12 protein-coding genes are annotated in these 16858 nt (G+C 72.4%); 8 read left to right on the top strand and 4 right to left on the bottom strand.

Annotated features, from left to right (window positions below; translation table 11 throughout):
• Window positions 1-20: 20 nt before the first annotated feature.
• Window positions 21-911, top strand: coding sequence for a LysR family transcriptional regulator (locus ACFC51_RS04795; protein WP_376526989.1), 891 nt, complete (start codon window positions 21-23; stop codon window positions 909-911).
• A 224-nt stretch (window positions 912-1135) separates the two neighbouring features.
• Here ACFC51_RS04795 and ACFC51_RS04790 read toward each other — a convergent pair whose 3' ends face one another.
• The gene (locus ACFC51_RS04790) at window positions 1136-1465 is read right to left on the bottom strand and encodes a WhiB family transcriptional regulator (protein WP_376377317.1); all 330 of its coding nucleotides are present in this window, start codon (window positions 1463-1465) and stop codon (window positions 1136-1138) included.
• Window positions 1466-1898: 433 nt separating this feature from the next.
• Between ACFC51_RS04790 and ACFC51_RS04785 the strand changes: the two genes are divergently transcribed.
• From ACFC51_RS04785 to ACFC51_RS04770, 4 genes are all read left to right on the top strand, one after another.
• Window positions 1899-2510, top strand: coding sequence for a response regulator transcription factor (locus ACFC51_RS04785; protein ID WP_003948568.1), 612 nt, complete (start codon window positions 1899-1901; stop codon window positions 2508-2510).
• A gap of 423 nt (window positions 2511-2933) precedes the next feature.
• Entirely contained in the window at window positions 2934-3509 is a 576-nt protein-coding gene (locus ACFC51_RS04780; RefSeq protein WP_329231921.1) for a sigma-70 family RNA polymerase sigma factor, read from the top strand.
• Between the two features lie 135 nt (window positions 3510-3644).
• A complete protein-coding gene (gene guaB, locus ACFC51_RS04775) occupies window positions 3645-5147 on the top strand; it encodes an IMP dehydrogenase (protein WP_376377319.1) in 1503 nt (500 codons plus the stop codon).
• A gap of 104 nt (window positions 5148-5251) precedes the next feature.
• Window positions 5252-6376, top strand: coding sequence for a GuaB3 family IMP dehydrogenase-related protein (locus ACFC51_RS04770; RefSeq protein ID WP_014154539.1), 1125 nt, complete (start codon window positions 5252-5254; stop codon window positions 6374-6376).
• A 69-nt stretch (window positions 6377-6445) separates the two neighbouring features.
• Here ACFC51_RS04770 and ACFC51_RS04765 read toward each other — a convergent pair whose 3' ends face one another.
• Together ACFC51_RS04765 and ACFC51_RS04760 are read right to left on the bottom strand one after the other, a co-directional pair.
• Window positions 6446-7057 (bottom strand): hypothetical protein, encoded by a 612-nt coding sequence (locus tag ACFC51_RS04765; protein ID WP_376526987.1) that lies wholly within the window; start codon window positions 7055-7057, stop codon window positions 6446-6448.
• 114 nt (window positions 7058-7171) lie between these two features.
• The gene (locus ACFC51_RS04760; RefSeq protein WP_376379986.1) at window positions 7172-8434 is read right to left on the bottom strand and encodes a nucleotide sugar dehydrogenase; all 1263 of its coding nucleotides are present in this window, start codon (window positions 8432-8434) and stop codon (window positions 7172-7174) included.
• 255 nt (window positions 8435-8689) lie between these two features.
• Here ACFC51_RS04760 and ACFC51_RS04755 point away from each other — a divergent pair, with 255 nt between their 5' ends.
• Window positions 8690-10396: a glycerol-3-phosphate dehydrogenase/oxidase gene (locus ACFC51_RS04755; RefSeq protein WP_376379989.1), complete on the top strand. Its 1707-nt coding sequence runs from the start codon at window positions 8690-8692 to the stop codon at window positions 10394-10396.
• Here ACFC51_RS04755 and ACFC51_RS04750 read toward each other — a convergent pair.
• Window positions 10393-11520, bottom strand: coding sequence for a serine hydrolase domain-containing protein (locus ACFC51_RS04750; protein WP_376526985.1), 1128 nt, complete (start codon window positions 11518-11520; stop codon window positions 10393-10395). The genes ACFC51_RS04755 and ACFC51_RS04750 overlap by 4 nt on opposite strands.
• A gap of 118 nt (window positions 11521-11638) precedes the next feature.
• Between ACFC51_RS04750 and ACFC51_RS04745 the strand changes: the two genes are divergently transcribed.
• Window positions 11639-13657: a serine/threonine-protein kinase gene (locus ACFC51_RS04745; protein WP_376526983.1), complete on the top strand. Its 2019-nt coding sequence runs from the start codon at window positions 11639-11641 to the stop codon at window positions 13655-13657.
• 188 nt (window positions 13658-13845) lie between these two features.
• Window positions 13846-16764: a protein kinase gene (locus ACFC51_RS04740; protein ID WP_376526981.1), complete on the top strand. Its 2919-nt coding sequence runs from the start codon at window positions 13846-13848 to the stop codon at window positions 16762-16764.
• The last annotated feature ends 94 nt before the right edge of the window (window positions 16765-16858 follow it).

Raw genomic sequence — 16858 nt, 5'->3', positions numbered from 1 at the left:
GAGTCGCTTATGGTTGAGGGGTGATCGAAGCCCGTCATCTCCGTGTCCTGCGCGCTGTGGCCACCACCGGTTCGTTCTCCGCCGCCGCGCGTGAGCTGGGGTGCACCCAGCCTGCCGTCAGCCAGCAGATGAAGGCCCTGGAGAGTTCCGCGGGCACTCCGCTGCTGATCCGTACGGGGCGCGAGATGCGCCTCACCCAGGCGGGTGAGGCGCTGGTGCGCCACGCGTCGGGCATCCTCGCGGGGCTGACCGCCGCGGAGGAGGAGATCGCCGCGATCGCCGGGCTGCGGGCCGGCCGGGTCCGGCTGGTGTCCTTCCCGAGCGGGAGCTCCAGCCTGGTCCCCGGCGCCCTCGCCGCCCTGCGCGCCGCGCACCCGGGCACGCGGGTCTCACTCGTCGAGGCGGAACCGCCGCGTTCGGTGGAGATGCTGCGCGACGGCGACTGCGACATCGCCCTGGCGTTCCGCTACGGGGCCACCTGCGGCGAGTGGGACGACCTGGTCGTGCGGCCGCTGCTGCGGGACCGGCTGGTCGGGCTGGTCCCCGAGGGGCACCGGCTGGCGGGTACGGACACGGTGGGCATCGGTGACCTGGCCGACGAGCCGTGGATCGCCGGCTGCCCGCGTTGCAGGCGGCAGCTGGTGGAGGTCTGCGAGGCATCCGGCTTCACCCCGAGGATCGACTTCGCCACGGACGACTACCCGGCGGTGATCGGGCTCGTCGGGGCGGGTCTCGGCGTCGCCGTCCTGCCGGAGCTGGCCCTCGAGTCCGTACGGGCCAAGGGGGCGCGCACGGTGGCGGTGGAGCCGGCCGTGGAGCGGGAGATCGTCGCCCTCACCCTGCCCGACCTCGCCCGGGTACCGGCGGTGGCGGCGACCCTCGACCAGCTCTCCCTGGCCGCCGCGCGCTGAGCCGGGGCCGCGCGACGGGTCCGGGCGTACCGTGACCCCGGTCGCGCGGCGTGCCGGTCGCGCGGCGAGTCCGGTCGCGTGGTGATTCCGTCGTGGGTGGTTCCGGGCGCGCGGTGGGCCGTCGGCATGCGGAACCGCCCGGCCCGCGGCGGCCGGGGCGTGGGGTCCGTGGTGGGCGTCCGGTGTGAAAAAACGTTTCTGCGTTCGATGTGCCGTGCGGACCGTCAGGTGTGACCGGGGTCCGGGGCGGGGCCCGTGTGTGCGGAGATCAGACGGTTGCGTGCGCGGCCCATGAGCTCCTCGCGCTCGTCCTCGGTCAGGCCGCCCCACACGCCGTAGGGCTCCCGTACGGCGAGCGCGTGCGCCGCGCACTCGGCGCGTACCGGGCAGCGCATGCAGACCTCCTTCGCCGAGGTCTCACGGGCGCTCCGGGCTGCTCCCCGTTCTCCTTCGGGATGGAAGAACAGCGAACTGTCGACCCCGCGGCAGGCGGCCAGCAGCTGCCAGTCCCACAGGTCCGCGTTGGGTCCGGGAAGGCGGGAGAAATCTGCCATTGCGTGTCCCCTCGAAACCTTGCTGGTTCGGAAACGGCTTCCTCGACCGTTGGTGCTCGTCCGTCGGTGTCGGTGACCGGAATCCCGACCGTACATCTACGGTGTTAGTAGATGTAAATATGACTGATTGCGAATCTAGCCGCAGACGCCAGCAAAAGGGAAGAAATCCCGCTAAATGGGGCAGGTCGTGGAGTGGGGGGCCGGTTGAAGGGTGAAGGATTCCGTGTCGCTCTTCTCCGTGCACACCCCCTCACTTAGAGTGCCGAACCGGATGCTTTGGCCCGTAACTCTTTCGAGTGACCGTCGTTGATGAGGGGGAGGCGGTTGACGGAGATCGAGCTCGGGCAGATGTCCGAGGGGGTCAACCGCACAGGTGACGACTTGTATCAGCCTGGAGGCTCAAGGTGACGCGCATCAGCTGCGGAGGACGGTCATGACATCCGTCCTCGTCTGCGACGACTCCCCGCTTGCCCGAGAAGCGCTCCGCCGCGCGGTTGCGACCGTTCCCGGCGTCGAGCGCGTGACGACGGCGGCCAACGGCGAGGAAGTCCTCCGCCGCTGGGGGGCCGACCGTTCGGATCTGATTCTGATGGACGTACGCATGCCCGGTCTGGGGGGTGTGGAGACGGTCAGGCGGCTGCTCTCGGCGGACCCCGGCGCCCGGATCATCATGCTGACCGTCGCCGAGGACCTCGACGGTGTCGCGCTCGCGGTCGCCGCCGGGGCCCGCGGCTATCTGCACAAGGACGCCTCGCGCGCCGAGCTGCGGGCGACCGTGACCCAGGCGCTCGCCGACCCGACGTGGCGGCTCGCCCCGCGCCGGCTCCGGTCCGCCGAGATGGGGGCGGCGCCGACGCTCACCGCGCGGGAGATCCAGGTGCTCGAAGGCATGAGCCACGGCCGCTCCAACGCGGAGATCGGGCGCGAGCTCTTCCTTTCCGAGGACACGGTCAAGACGCACGCGAGGCGTCTGTTCAAGAAGCTCGGGGCCTCGGACCGCGCGCACGCCGTCGCGCTCGGATTCCGCTGGGGCCTGGTCCGCTGATGCCGCGGCGCGGCCCGTAGCCGTGCGATCCCGTCCGCATGCCGGCGGACGGGGTGACGGTGGGCGGTGGACCTGCGGCCGGGCCCTCCCCACCAGCGCCAGGTGACGCTTCCCGGCCGATGCCGCATCCTTGGGGTTGTGGAGTTCCTCGGGGAACATTCGGTCGAGCGGAAGGGGAGGGCGCAGGACATGACATCCGGCGCACCCGCTCAGAACGCTGGAGCACTCGCTCACAGCGGCCAGGACGCACGACCCGAAGCACCGGCCGGCCGTCCCGACACGGCGGCGGGCCGTGGAGGCGCGGCCGTCGGCCACGCCGGCGCACCCGCCGGCGGCGGATCGGCGAAGCACGCTGATAACGCTTCGGTGCACAACTCAGGACGCGATGCCTCGGATCGGACGGGCCCGGGGCACCATGGTCCGATGCGTGAGGACGGGACGACGGTGATCGGTGCTCTGGTGCACCGTGCCGTCGACGGTGACGCGCAGGCCACGCACGACCTGCTCGCCCACGTACACCCCCTCGCCCTGCGCTACTGCAGGTCCCGTCTGAACCGCCTGCCCGGTGATGCCCGTCACTTCGTGGAGGACCTCGCGCAGGAGGTCTGCGTCGCCGTGCTGATGGCGCTGCCGCGGTACAAGGACACCGGCAGGCCCTTCGAGGCCTTCGTCTTCGCCATCGCCGGACACAAGGTCGCCGACCTCCAGCGGGCCGCGATGCGGCACCCCGGATCGACGGCCGTGCCCTCCGACGAGATGCCGGAGCGGCCCGACGACTCGCTCGGCCCCGAGGAGCGGGCACTGCTCAGCAGTGACGCGGCCTGGGCCAAGAAGCTGCTCGCCAACCTCCCGGACAACCAGCGCGAGCTGCTGGTGCTCCGCGTCGCGGTCGGGCTGACCGCCGAGGAGACCGGGCAGATGCTCGGAATGTCACCCGGAGCGGTCCGCGTCGCCCAGCACCGTGCCCTGAGCAGACTGCGGGCCCTCGCGGGCCAGTAGGGTCCGGTCCCGGAGGTCCGCGCGGTGTGGAGGAAGCCACAGAACCGCCAGGTGATCTTGATCGTGGAATGAGACACCCGTGGAGCCCGTTAGCATGGACATCCGCACCGATCAAGACCATTTGGGGAAGGTGTCATGACTGCAAACGTCGACGGAGTGCCTGAGAAGTTCGCGACGCTCGGGCTGACATACGACGACGTGCTGCTGCTGCCGGGCGCGTCAGAGGTCCTGCCCAACGCGGTCGACACCTCGTCCCTCATCTCGCGCAACGTGCGGGTGAACATCCCCCTGCTGTCGGCCGCCATGGACAAGGTGACCGAGGCACGGATGGCCATCGCCATGGCCCGCCAGGGCGGCGTCGGCGTGCTGCACCGCAACCTCTCGATCGAGGACCAGGTGAACCAGGTCGACCTGGTCAAGCGGTCCGAGTCGGGGATGGTCACCGACCCGATCACCGTGCACCCGGACGCCACGCTGGGCGAGGCGGACGCGCTCTGCGCGAAGTTCCGCATCAGCGGCGTGCCGGTCACCGACCCCGCGGGGAAGCTCCTCGGCATCGTGACCAACCGTGACATGGCCTTCGAGTCGGACCGGTCGCGCCAGGTGCGCGAGGTCATGACGCCGATGCCGCTGGTCACCGGCCGTGTCGGGATCTCGGGTGTGGAGGCCATGGAGCTGCTGCGCCGCCACAAGATCGAGAAGCTGCCCCTGGTCGACGACGCCGGCATCCTCAAGGGCCTCATCACGGTCAAGGACTTCAAGAAGGCCGAGCAGTACCCGAACGCCGCCAAGGACGCGGAAGGCCGTCTGCTGGTCGGCGCGGCCGTGGGCGCCAGCCCCGAGGCGCTGGACCGCGCGCAGGCACTCACCGCCGCCGGGGTCGACTTCCTGATCGTCGACACCTCGCACGGGCACAATCGCAACGCCCTCGACTGGATGGCGAAGATCAAGTCGAGCGTCGGCATCGACGTCATCGGCGGCAACGTCGCGACCCGCGACGGCGCCCAGGCGCTGATCGACGCGGGCGTCGACGGCGTGAAGGTCGGCGTCGGACCCGGTTCGATCTGCACGACCCGCGTGGTCGCCGGTATCGGCGTCCCGCAGGTCACCGCGATCTACGAGGCCGCGCTCGCCGCACGTGCCGCGGGTGTCCCGGTGATCGGCGACGGCGGTCTCCAGTACTCCGGCGACATCGGCAAGGCGCTGTCCGCCGGTGCCGACAGCGTGATGCTGGGCAGTCTCCTCGCGGGCTGCGAGGAGTCGCCGGGCGAGCTGATGTTCATCAACGGCAAGCAGTTCAAGTCGTACCGCGGCATGGGTTCGCTGGGTGCCATGCAGTCCCGCGGACAGGGCCGGTCGTACTCCAAGGACCGTTACTTCCAGGCGGAGGTGTCCTCGGACGACAAGCTCGTCCCCGAGGGCATCGAGGGCCAGGTGCCCTACCGGGGCCCGCTGGCCAACGTCCTCCACCAGCTGGTCGGCGGCCTCCGCCAGACCATGGGCTACGTCGGCGCCGCGACCGTCGACGAGATGGAGAGCAAGGGCCGCTTCGTCCGGATCACCTCGGCGGGTCTCAAGGAGAGCCACCCGCACGACATCCAGATGACGGTGGAAGCACCGAACTACAGCAGGAAGTAAGACATCAGCGCAGGTGAGGGGCGGACCGGCTTTTCGGGACCGCCCCTCACGCGTGCGTCGGGGATACTGGTCAGCGCAGACGTAGAGGGAAAGGCCACACCATCGTGACTGAGATCGAGATCGGGCGCGGCAAGCGCGGCCGCAGGGCATACGCGTTCGACGACATCGCCGTCGTCCCGAGCCGCCGTACCCGTGACCCGAAGGAGGTCTCGATCGCCTGGCAGATCGACGCCTACCGGTTCGAGCTGCCCTTCCTGGCCGCGCCGATGGACTCGGTGGTCTCCCCGCAGACCGCCATCCGCATCGGTGAGCTGGGCGGCCTCGGAGTCCTCAACCTCGAGGGGCTGTGGACCCGGCACGCCGACCCGCAGGCGCTCCTCGACGAGATCGCCGAGATGCCCGTCGAGGCCGCCACCCCGCGGCTGCAGGAGATCTACTCCGCCCCCATCCAGGAGGAGCTGATCGGGCAGCGCATCAAGGAGGTGCGCGACTCCGGTGTCGTCACCGCCGCCGCGCTGTCGCCGCAGCGCACCGCGCAGTTCTCCAAGGCGGTCGTCGACGCGGGTGTCGACATCTTCGTCATCCGCGGTACGACGGTCTCCGCCGAGCACGTCTCCGGCGCCGCCGAGCCGCTCAACCTCAAGCAGTTCATCTACGAGCTGGACGTCCCGGTCATCGTGGGCGGCTGCGCCACGTACACCGCCGCCCTGCACCTGATGCGGACCGGTGCGGCCGGTGTCCTCGTCGGCTTCGGCGGCGGCGCCGCGCACACCACGCGCAACGTCTTCGGCATCCAGGTCCCGATGGCGACCGCGGTCGCCGATGTGGCCGGTGCCCGCCGCGACTACATGGACGAGTCCGGCGGCCGGTACGTGCACGTCATCGCGGACGGCGGCGTCGGCTGGTCCGGCGACCTGCCGAAGGCCATCGCCTGCGGTGCGGACGCCGTGATGATGGGCTCTCCGCTGGCCCGTGCCACGGACGCGCCCGGCCGCGGCCGGCACTGGGGCATGGAGGCCGTCCACGAGGACGTGCCGCGCGGCAAGCTGGTCGACCTGGGCTCCGTCGGGACGACCGAGGAGGTCCTCACCGGCCCCTCGCACACCCCCGACGGCTCGATGAACATCTTCGGCGCCCTGCGCCGGGCGATGGCCACCACGGGCTACAGCGACCTCAAGGAGTTCCAGCGCGTCGAGGTGACGGTGGCGGACTCGCAGCACCGCCGCTGAGGTTCCGCCCGCACGGACGACGGCCCGCACCACCGAGGTGGTGCGGGCCGTCGTCCGTGCGCGTGAGGCTCAGCCGGCCTTCTTGACGCCCGCGAAGGCGCCGACCGGGCCCAGGACGAAGAAGACGAAGCTCATGAAGTCGAACTCTTCCTTCCAGATGGTGACCAGGTCGCCGAAGTGGTCGACGAAGACCTCGGAGAAGCCGACGCCCGCGGCGTCCGACGCGATCATCGACGCGCCGATGAGCTGGCCGAGGAAGACCGCGCCCAGGGACAGGGCGGCTGCGGCGATGCCGAGGGCCGGGAGCGGTCCGCCGACCTTGCTCGCCGCGAAGCCGATCAGGAAGCCCACTCCGATGGCCGCGTAACCGACCTCGCGCTCGATCGCTCCGATGATGACGCCGTAGAGGACGGCGGCGACGACGGCTGCGCCGAGGGCGACCAGGAGGCCCACGACCAGGTTGTTGCGTGCCGCCGGGGCCGGGGCGAACGGGGCGCCGCCGCCGAACTGGCCCGGCTGCTGGCCCGCGAACGGGTTGCCCGTCGGCGCAGGGGGCTGCTGGCCCGCGAACGGGTTGCCCGTCGCCGGCGGCTGCTGCGCGGCGTACGGGTTGCCGTCGGTCGGCTGACCGCCGCCGTAGGGCTGCTGCGGTGGGTTCGGCGGCTGCACGGGCTGGCTCATACGGGTTCCCCCCTGGGAAGCGGTGCGCACGGATGTGCGAGAAGTGACGCCGCAGGCTAGCAGCCCGTGCCGACACCGCCCACCGGAATCCCGGCGGACCTGCCGCGGAGCAGGTCAGAGGCGATGGGCGGCCCCAGCCGGAGTGGCCCCCCGGGTGTCCAGGAGGAGCTGTGCCTTCACCGCGAGCCCCTGGAGGTCGTAGGTGCGGTGATGTTGCAGCAGTACCGTCAGATCCGCCCCGGCGGCGGCCTCGTAGAGCGAATCGGCGCGTGGCACGGGCAGGTCGCGCACCCGCCAGTCCAGGACGTGCGGGTCGTGGTAGCCGATCTGGGCTCCCATGTCCATGAGCCGGGTCGCGATCTCGCGCGCGGGGGAGGCCTCCTGGTCGGCGAGGTCCGGCTTGTACGTGACCCCGAGCAGCAGGACCCGGGCCCCGCGCACCGACTTGCCGTGTTCGTTGAGCAGGGTCGCGCAGCGCTGGATCACATAGCTCGGCATCCGGTCGTTGATCTCCTTGGCCAGCGAGACCATGCGCAACGGGTGGCCGGGCGTACGGCTGTCGTACGGGAAGCAGACGGGATCCACCGGGGCGCCGTGGCCGCCGACACCGGGGCCGGGGCGGAACGCCTCGAAGCCGAACGGTTTCGTCTCGGCGCACCTGATGACGTCCCAGAGGTCGACGCCGAGGTCGTGGCAGAGCACCGCCATCTCGTTGACCAGCGCGATGTTCACATGCCGGAAGTTGGTCTCCAGGACCTTCGTCATCTCCGCCTCGCGCGGTCCCCGGGCCCGGACGACCTTGTCGGTGAGCCGTCCGTAGAAGGCGGCTGCCGACTCGGTGCACGCGGGGGTGAGGCCTCCGATGACCTTCGGGGTGTTGCCGAGGACGTGGGTGCGGTTCCCGGGGTCCAGGCGGCCGGGGGAGTGGGCGAGGTGGAAGTCGCGCCCGGCGCGCAGCCCCGAGCCCTCCTCCAGCAGGGGGCGTACGACGTTCTCGGTGGTGCCGGGAGGTACGGCGGACTCCACGAGGACGGTGGTGTGCGGCCGCAGCCGGGCGGCGAGCGCCCGGGCCGCGTCGGTCACGGCGCGGAGGTCGAGGGTGCGGTCCGGCCCGAGGGGGGTGGGGGCGCAGATGGCGGCGGTGCGGACCCGGCCCAGCGCGGCCGGGTCGGCTGTGGGCCGGAAGCCGCCCGAGAGCATCCGCCGGATGTCGGAGGCGCTGAGGGATCCCTCGACCGGCGTACGGCCCGCGGAGAGTTCGGCGAAGGGGCGTGGGTCGGTGTCGTAGCCGACGGTGTGGATCCCCGCGCCGACGGCTGCTTGGGCGAGTGGCAGACCGAGGTGACCGAGTCCGATGACGGCGAGGTCTGCGGGCATGTGAGCCGTCCTTTCCCTAAGGCCAAAAGACAGAAAGTGCAACTGCTGGGGACAGCGCAATGTCAGACTAGGCGTAAATATGACCTATATGTCGCATTCTGTGACGCGTGTGGGGCGGGTGTTGTCCACAGCCGGTGGCTGAAGTCGTGGTCCGCGGACAGAATCGAGAGGTGGGCACGGGCGCCCGGCCTTCCGGCCGGCCCCCGCTCCCGTGCCGTACCACCCCCGATGCACCGGGATTACCGGGAGGCAGCAGTGAGGACAGCGACACTGGGACCCGCGGAGCGCGCCGAGGCGCTGACCGCGATGGCCGAGCGCGAACTGGACGTACTGGTCGTGGGAGCGGGCGTGGTCGGCGCCGGGACCGCGTTGGACGCGGTCACGAGAGGACTCTCGACCGGGCTGGTCGAGGCACGCGACTGGGCGTCGGGCACGTCCAGCCGCTCCAGCAAGCTGGTCCACGGCGGGCTGCGCTATCTGGAGATGCTGGACTTCGCCCTCGTACGGGAGGCGCTGAAGGAGCGGGGGCTGCTGCTGGAGCGGCTGGCACCGCACCTGGTGAAGCCCGTGCCCTTCCTCTACCCGTTGCAGCACAAGGGGTGGGAGCGGCTCTACGCGGGCTCGGGCGTCGCCCTCTACGACGCCATGTCGGTGTCCTCCGGGCACGGCCGCGGCCTGCCCGTGCACCGGCACCTCTCCCGCCGCCGCGCCCTCCGGGTCGCCCCGGCCCTCAAGAAGGACGCCCTGGTCGGAGCCCTCCAGTACTACGACGCCCAGATGGACGACGCGCGCTACGTGGCGACGCTCGTCCGCACGGCCGCCGGCTACGGCGCGCACGTGGCCAACCGGGCCCGGGTCACCGGCTTCCTCCGGGAGGGCGAGCGGGTCGTCGGCGCGCGGGTGCAGGACGTCGAGGGCGGCGGCGAGTACGTGGTGAGGGCCAAGCAGGTGGTCAACGCGACCGGCGTCTGGACCGACGACACCCAGGCCCTGATCGGTGAGCGCGGACAGTTCCACGTCCGGGCGTCGAAGGGGATCCACCTCGTCGTGCCCAAGGACCGGATCCACTCCTCGACGGGGCTCATCCTGCGGACCGAGAAGTCCGTGCTCTTCGTGATCCCGTGGGGGCGCCACTGGATCATCGGCACGACCGACACCGACTGGGACCTGGACAAGGCCCACCCGGCCGCCTCCAGTGCCGACATCGACTACCTGCTCGAACACGTCAACGCGGTGCTGAACACCCCGCTCGGCAGGGACGACGTCGAGGGCGTCTACGCCGGGCTCCGGCCGCTGCTGGCCGGCGAGTCGGACGCCACGAGCAAGCTCTCGCGCGAGCACACCGTGGCCCACCCGGCGCCCGGACTCGTCGTGGTGGCGGGCGGCAAGTACACGACGTACCGCGTGATGGCGAAGGACGCCGTGGACGAGGCGGTCCACGCCCTGGACCAGCGGGTGGCGGACTGCGTCACCGAGGACGTCCCGCTGCTGGGCGCCGAGGGGTACCGGGCCCTGTGGAACGCCCGCGCCAGGATCGCCGCCCGCACCGGGCTGCACGTCGTACGGGTGGAGCACCTGCTCAACCGGTACGGCTCGATGACCGAGGAACTCCTCGACCTCGTGAAGGCCGACGCGTCGCTGGGGGAGCCGCTGGCCGGGGCCGAGGACTACCTCCGGGCGGAAGTCGTCTACGCCGCCTCCCACGAGGGGGCCCGCCACCTCGACGACGTCCTGACACGGCGCACCCGGATCTCCATCGAGACCTTCGACCGGGGCACCCGGTGCGCCCGTGAGTGCGCCGACCTGATGGCACCGGTCCTCGGCTGGGACACGGACCAGATCGAGCGGGAGGTGGAGCACTACCGCAAGCGGGTGGAGGCGGAGCGTGAGTCGCAGCGCCAGCCCGACGACCTGACGGCGGACGCGGCGCGGCTGGGCGCCCCGGACATCGTGCCGCTCTAGTCCCGCAGGACCTCGGAGCGGGCGGGCGGACAGAACTCCGCCTCCAGCAGCCCCGTTTCGAGGGCCGCGCCGGGCGGCGCGTCCGTGTTGACGCGGAAGGTGAGGACGTGCCGCCCGTCGCGGGTCGCGGCGGTCCGCGCGTAACTTCCGGTGATGTGCCCGTTGTGGCCCCAGACGGTGGTGCCGCACGAGAGCTCCTGCGGATAGATCCCCATGCCGTACCGACCGCCCGTGGGCCGGGTGTCGAGGAGGGTGGCCAGCTCGGCGGGGGCCAGCAGCCGCCCGCCCAGCAGCGCCGCGTAGAAGGCGTCCAGGTCGTCCAGCGTGGAGACCAGTTCCCCGGCCGCCCCGGCGAACCGCGGGTCGGCGTCCGTGACGTCGCGCACCGTGCCGTCGGCGGGGGAGCGGTGGTAGCCGCGGGAGCGGGGCAGGGGCAGGGTCGTCCGGGCGCCGGGAAGCGAGGTGCCGGTCAGCCGGAGGGGGCCGAGGATGCGGCGCCGTATCTCGGCGGCGTACGGGTGCCCGGTGACGCGCCGTACGACCATGCCGAGCAGCGCGTAGTTGGTGTTGGAGTACGCGTACACGCCGTGCGCGGTCACCGGGGGGCGGGCCACGGCCGCGCGGACCGCGGCGGCGGGGGTGACCGGCCGGGCCGACGGGCCGGCCGCCCCCGTGAGCGCGGGATCCGTCGGGGGGAGGGCCGTCATGTAGTCGGGCAGCCCGCTGGTGTGGGTCAGGAGCGTGCGAAGGGTGAGGAAGGAGCCCTCGCCACCGTCATCCCGTACGAGTCCGGGCAGGTACTCCTCGACGCCGTCGTCCAGCCCGAGCCGTCCCTCGTGGGCGAGTTGGAGGACCACCGTCGCCACGAACGTCTTGGTGATGCTGCCGGCCCGGAAGTGGTCCTCCGCCCCGATGCCGGGGCCCGCGGAGCCGAAGGTCTCCCCTTCGGCGGGGGTGTGGCCGCGTGCCAGAAAGGCGGCTGCGGGGGCGCCGCCCTCGACGACGAGCCGGGGGAGGTAGGACGATGCGGGCGTGGGGTGTGGTTCGCTGGGCAGGCTCGCGGTTCCCGGGGCGAGCAGAGTCAGCAGCAGCGGGGCGACGGGCAGCGCCCTGGATATCGGCATGGCGAGGGGTTCCTTCCTCCGGTCACATCATGGCCGACCCGGACCCGGGACCACGGGTGGTCCCGGGGTGAGGGACAATGAACGCTCTGCCAGGGCGGGTTGATCGCAGAGGGGACGCATGTCGGAGGCGGAGCAGGCGCGGGAGCCCCAAGGGGACAAGGACGGACGTCTTCTGGCGGGACGGTACCGCCTCGGGGAGGTGCTCGGCCGGGGCGGCATGGGCACGGTCTGGCGTGCTGCCGACGAGACGCTGGGGCGCACGGTCGCGGTCAAGGAACTGCGGTTCCCCTCGTCCATCGACGAGGAGGAGAAGCGGCGCCTCATCACGCGGACGCTGCGTGAGGCGAAGGCGATCGCAAGGATCCGCAACACCAGCGCGGTGACGGTCTACGACGTGGTCGACGAGGACGACCGGCCGTGGATCGTCATGGAGCTCATCGAGGGCAAGTCCCTCGCCGAGGTGATCCGTGAGGACGGGACGCTGACGCCGCGGCGTGCGGCGGAGGTCGGCCTGGCCATCCTCGACGTGCTGCGCTCGGCGCACCGCGAGGGCATCCTGCACCGGGACGTGAAGCCGTCCAACGTCCTGATCTCGGAGGACGGCCGGGTCGTCCTGACGGACTTCGGGATCGCGCAGGTCGAGGGCGACCCCTCGGTCACCTCGACGGGCATGCTCGTCGGCGCCCCGTCGTACATCTCGCCCGAACGGGCCCGCGGTCACAAGCCCGGACCGCCCGCCGACCTCTGGTCCCTCGGCGGGCTGCTGTACGCGAGCGTCGAGGGCCGGCCGCCGTACGACAAGGGGTCGGCGATCGCCACCCTGACGGCGGTGATGACCGAGCCGGTGGAGACGCCCGTCCACGCCGGTCCGCTGGAGGAGGTCATCTACGGCCTGCTGGCCAGGGACCCCGACCGGCGACTGGACGACGCCGGCGCGCGCACCCTGCTCAACGCCGTGATCAACGCCCCGGAAGAGCCTGCCGTCCCTCCGGCCGAGCGCACCCAGGTCATGGCGCTGCCCGCGATCGGTGACGCCGGGAGCGACAAGGGCGGCCGGAGCGGCAAGGGCGGCCCGAAGAAGGCGGCCGCCGCTGCCGCCGCACCCGTCTCCGCCGCCGCGGCCGACACCCCCGGAGAGTCCGGAGACAAGGCTTCCGGCAGCCGGGTGCACGGCTCCCCCGCCGCTCCGGAGCCCTCCTCGACGACCGCTCCGGCGGGCGTGGCGGGGATCGCGGAGGGCACCAAGGACCGGCTGCGCGACGCCCTTCGGTCGGTACGCAACGCCAGGACCCTGGCCGCCACCGCCTCGGCCTCCGGCCCGGCCGCGCCGGCCGGACGTCCGGCCGCGGCCCGCGCGTCGATCACCGACGTCGTCCCGCGCCGCACGCTGGCGGTCATCGCCGGCGTCGTCGTGCTCGCCGTGCTCGGCACGATCCTCGCGCTCACGCTCGGCGACGACGACACGGGCAACCAGGGCGGCGGCTCCAAGGGCGGCACCGCCGCGTCGGCCGGGGCCACGGCCGACGGTGAGCGGGCCACCGGAGGCGGCTCCGGCAAGGACGAGGAGAGCGGGAAGCAGGACGGCGGCAAGGACGGCCAGGGGAAGGACACGGGTGAGGCGTCGGGCGACACCTCGCCCTCACCGGAGACCGGGAAGCCTTCCGCCGACCCGGACGCGCTGCCCGCCGGGTACAAGAAGGTCACCGACGAGCGGTTCCACTTCTCGATGGCGATGCCCGAGGGCTTCAAGCGCAACGCCATAGCGGGAAGCAACTCGGGCGGCATCTACAACGACGGCGGCGGCTTCCCGCGCGTCCAGATCGACTACAACTCCTCGCCCGGGGACGACGCCGCCGCCGCATGGCGCGGTCTGATGGGAGCGGTCGCCGCGAGCAGCAGCGGCTACTCGCACATCGGGATAAAGAAGGTCGAGTACAACGGCTACCCGACCGTCGCGGACTGGGAGTTCACGCGCAACCAGCAGGGCATGCGGGTCAGGGTCCTCAACCGTGGCTTCAAGGCCGACGCCACCCACGGCTACTCGATCATGATCAGCTGCAAGGCGGACGAGTGGGACGGCGACGCGTGCAAGACCCTGCGCGAGACGGCCTTCGCCACGTTCGAGCCGACCGGCTGACCGGTCCTGACCGGGTTCGAGCGGCCGGGTTGGCGTGACCCGGCCGCGCTGCCGCCCCTTGCCACGTATGGTGAGAGACCGAGGACCGTACGCAGCCGGAATCAGGATCGATTGCACGGCAAGTGACCGCAATTGACGGATTGATGCGGTCTCGGTGACCGGGGGACAGCGCGCTCTGGGGAGGCGTCGTGGACGACTACGCGGGTCGGGTGCTTGCCGACCGCTACCGCCTTCCGCTGCCTCCGTCCGATGCGTACGAACTGGCCGAGACACGGGCGTTCGACACGTACAGCGGACAGGAAGTCCTGGTGCGGCAGGTGCCGTTGCCGGAGGTCGTGGACGCCGAGGTGCTCGACGCCGACGGTGTCCCCTCGGCCAGGCGCGCCACCGGCCGTGCGGTGCGACGGTCCACGGACCCCGCGGTCCGGCGGGCGATCGAGGCCGCGCAGGCGGCGGCGCAGGTGCCCGACCACCCGCGCCTGGACCAGGTCTTCGACGTGTTCGCCGAGGCGGGATCGCTCTGGATCGTGAGCGAGCTGGTCGCAGCCCGGCCGCTCGCCGCGCTGCTCGCGGAGCGGCCCCTCAATCCGTACCGGGCCGCCGAGATCGGCTCCGACGTCCTGACGGCGCTGCGGGTACTGCACGCGCACGGCTGGACGCACCGCAACATCACGGTCCGCACGGTGCTCGTCTGCGACGACGGCCGCGTGGTGCTGACCGGGCTCGCGGCGGGCGCGGCGGAGGAAGCGCTGTGCGGATACGTTCCGGCACCGCAGCCGGACCAGGAGAACGCCTACGGGCCTCCGGCGGTCGAATCGGGCCCCACCGGCCCGTACGAGCCCCCCGCCGTCGAGTCGGGCCCGTACGAGCCCCCTGCCGTCGAGTCGGGCCCGTACGAGCCCCCTGCCGTCGAGTCGGGCGCCTACGAGGCTCCTGCTGTCGAGTCGGGCGCCTACGAGGCTCCTGCTGTCGAACCGGGCGCCTACGAGGCTCCTGCTGTCGAACCGGGCGCCTACGAGCCTCCCGCCGTCGGACCGGGCCCCTACGAGCCTCCCCTGCCGTACCGGCCGGACCTCGCGCCGCCCGGGCCGGGAGCGCTCCCCGCCACGGAGGCGCTCCCGGCGCCCAGGACGCCCGGCGACGGCGGGCCGGCCCCCGCCACCCGTGGCGAGATCGAGGCGGCGCCTCCCGCCCTGCCCCCGGCGGAGCCCGGGGCGGGGAGCGCGGCGCAGCTGCGCGCCGCCCGTGCCGGAGCCATCGCGGCCTACCGGGCTGGGGCCCGCGCCGCCGCCCGCGCCGGTGAGGAGCGCCGGCGCGAGGAGCGCGACCACGACGGCGGCCAGGAGGCGGACGGGACCGAGGAACCGGCCACCCCGGCGTCTTCCGGCCCGCCGCAGCTGACGGCCGCCTGGGGCCGGCCGGCCGAGGCCCCGTATCCGTACCCGTACGACGACGAGGACGACGAGGACGACGACGAGGACGACGACGAGGGCCCGGGCGGCCCGCCGCCCGCCGGCCGGCGCGTCCACCTCGCCGGCACCTGGGGCGACGGCTCCGGCCGACCCGTGCCCGCAGGCGGCTCCGGAGGCCCGGGCCGCTCCGGCGAGGACGCGCTGCGCGCCGACGCCAGGCGCGTCGGCAGCGGCCCCGCGGAGCGCCCGGACCGGCTGCCCCGGCCGGTCGCCGCGCGAGGCCCCGCCGGAGGGTGGGACGAGGTCGTCGCGGGACGCGGTGACACCCCCGCCTACCGGGGCCCGGCCACCCCTCTCGCCGCCGAACGCGCCCGGCAGGCCCGGATAGCCGTCGTCGGTGCCGTCACGGAGCGCTGGGCGCCCGAACAGGCGGGCCCGGTCCACGACAACTGGCAGCTCGCCCCGCCCATCGGCCCCTCCACCGATCTGTGGGCGCTCGGTGCGCTTCTCTACCGTGCCGTGCAGGGCCACGCCCCGTACCCGGAGGAGAACGCCTCCGAGCTCGTCCAGATGGTCTGCGGCGAACCGCCCGCCTTCGCGGAGGAGTGCGGCCCGCTCCGCCCCGTCGTCGAGTCGCTGCTGCGTCAGGACCCCACGGAAAGGCCCGACTTCGAGGAGCTGCGCGGCTGGCTCCGCTCCCTCGTGCGTTCGGCCCCCGAGCCGGAGGTCGGCACCGACATCGTCACGATGCCGCCCGCCGACGCCACCCGCCTGCCCGTCGTACGCCGCCGCGGCGAACTCGTGCGCCGGCGCCGCGGCCGGGGCACGTCCCACGGCCGTCACCGTCAGGGGAAGCCGCAGCGCCGCGATCGGCAGCAGGCCTACGAACAGCCCCAGGCGTACGAGAAGCCGTCGCGCCCGCCCCGCGAACCCAAGGGTCCCAAGGTGCTCCGCCAGCCGCAGCCCGGCGGCCGGGCGCCGCGGCGGCTCGGACGTCTGCTGCTGGTGCTGATCCTGCTGGCGATGGCCGCAGCCATCGCCTACGCCATGCTGTTCATGCCCAAGGACGGTTCGGGGACGGGCGCAGCGCCGTCGGACTCCGTCGCACCGGCGGAGCCGGGCTCCGGCGGGGAGGCGTCGTCGTCCGGCTCGCCCGAGCCGTCGCGTTCCTCCGGCTCCCCGGACTCCGGGGGCTCGTCGGGCTCCGAGAAGCCGCAGACCAGCCGCTCCGCCGTCGCCCTCGCGCCGGGCTACACGCTGCGGAAGGACGCGGAGGGCTTCGAGATCGGTGTGCCGAAGGGCTGGCAGCGCAGCGCGACCGGGGCGGACCGTCAGGTCCGTTACGGGAGCGACGGGTTCAGCGTGCTGGTGGTCCCCGGCCGGGACACCGTGAAGGCCAACGGCGGCGATCCGCTCGACTACCAGCGGACCAAGGAACCGGAGTTGAAGCCCTTCCGGGAGTCGAGCTGGGCCACGTCCACCGGTCTGCGCCGTGTCGACGTCGGCCGACAGGCCATGGCGGAGGGGCAGTTCACCTGGCAGGAGAGCGACGGGCGCCAGGTGTACGTCCGCAACCTCGCCATGATCGTGGACGGCAGGTACCACATCGTCCAGGTCATCGGCCCGGAGAACGAGCGGGACAAGATCTCCGAGATCTACGAACAGGCCATCTCCTCCTACCGCGTGAACTCCTGACGGCGCGACAGCGAAACGCGACAAGCATCACAGTGCGGATTCGTGGGCGATGCGAGGTTCCGTGACACCGCCTCCCGTCCGTACCCTGTCGTCC

It is taken from the genome of Streptomyces sp. NPDC055962 (assembly GCF_042270185.1).
Taxonomy (GTDB): Bacteria; Actinomycetota; Actinomycetes; order Streptomycetales; family Streptomycetaceae; genus Streptomyces.
Note: the sequence above shows the minus strand (reverse complement) of the source record. Positions and strands in the feature narration are given on the sequence as shown.

Excerpts from the sequence above, each read along its gene's own strand:
- ACFC51_RS04785 (WP_003948568.1), top strand. The coding sequence starts at position 1,899 with ATGACATCCGTCCTCGTCTGCGACGACTCCCCGCTTGCCCGAGAAGCG.
- ACFC51_RS04790 (WP_376377317.1), bottom strand. The coding sequence starts at position 1,465 with ATGGCAGATTTCTCCCGCCTTCCCGGACCCAACGCGGACCTGTGGGAC.
- ACFC51_RS04745 (WP_376526983.1), top strand. The coding sequence starts at position 11,639 with ATGTCGGAGGCGGAGCAGGCGCGGGAGCCCCAAGGGGACAAGGACGGA.
- ACFC51_RS04750 (WP_376526985.1), bottom strand. The coding sequence starts at position 11,520 with ATGCCGATATCCAGGGCGCTGCCCGTCGCCCCGCTGCTGCTGACTCTG.
- ACFC51_RS04765 (WP_376526987.1), bottom strand. The coding sequence starts at position 7,057 with ATGAGCCAGCCCGTGCAGCCGCCGAACCCACCGCAGCAGCCCTACGGC.
- guaB (WP_376377319.1), top strand. The coding sequence starts at position 3,645 with ATGACTGCAAACGTCGACGGAGTGCCTGAGAAGTTCGCGACGCTCGGG.
- ACFC51_RS04780 (WP_329231921.1), top strand. The coding sequence starts at position 2,934 with ATGCGTGAGGACGGGACGACGGTGATCGGTGCTCTGGTGCACCGTGCC.
- ACFC51_RS04760 (WP_376379986.1), bottom strand. The coding sequence starts at position 8,434 with ATGCCCGCAGACCTCGCCGTCATCGGACTCGGTCACCTCGGTCTGCCA.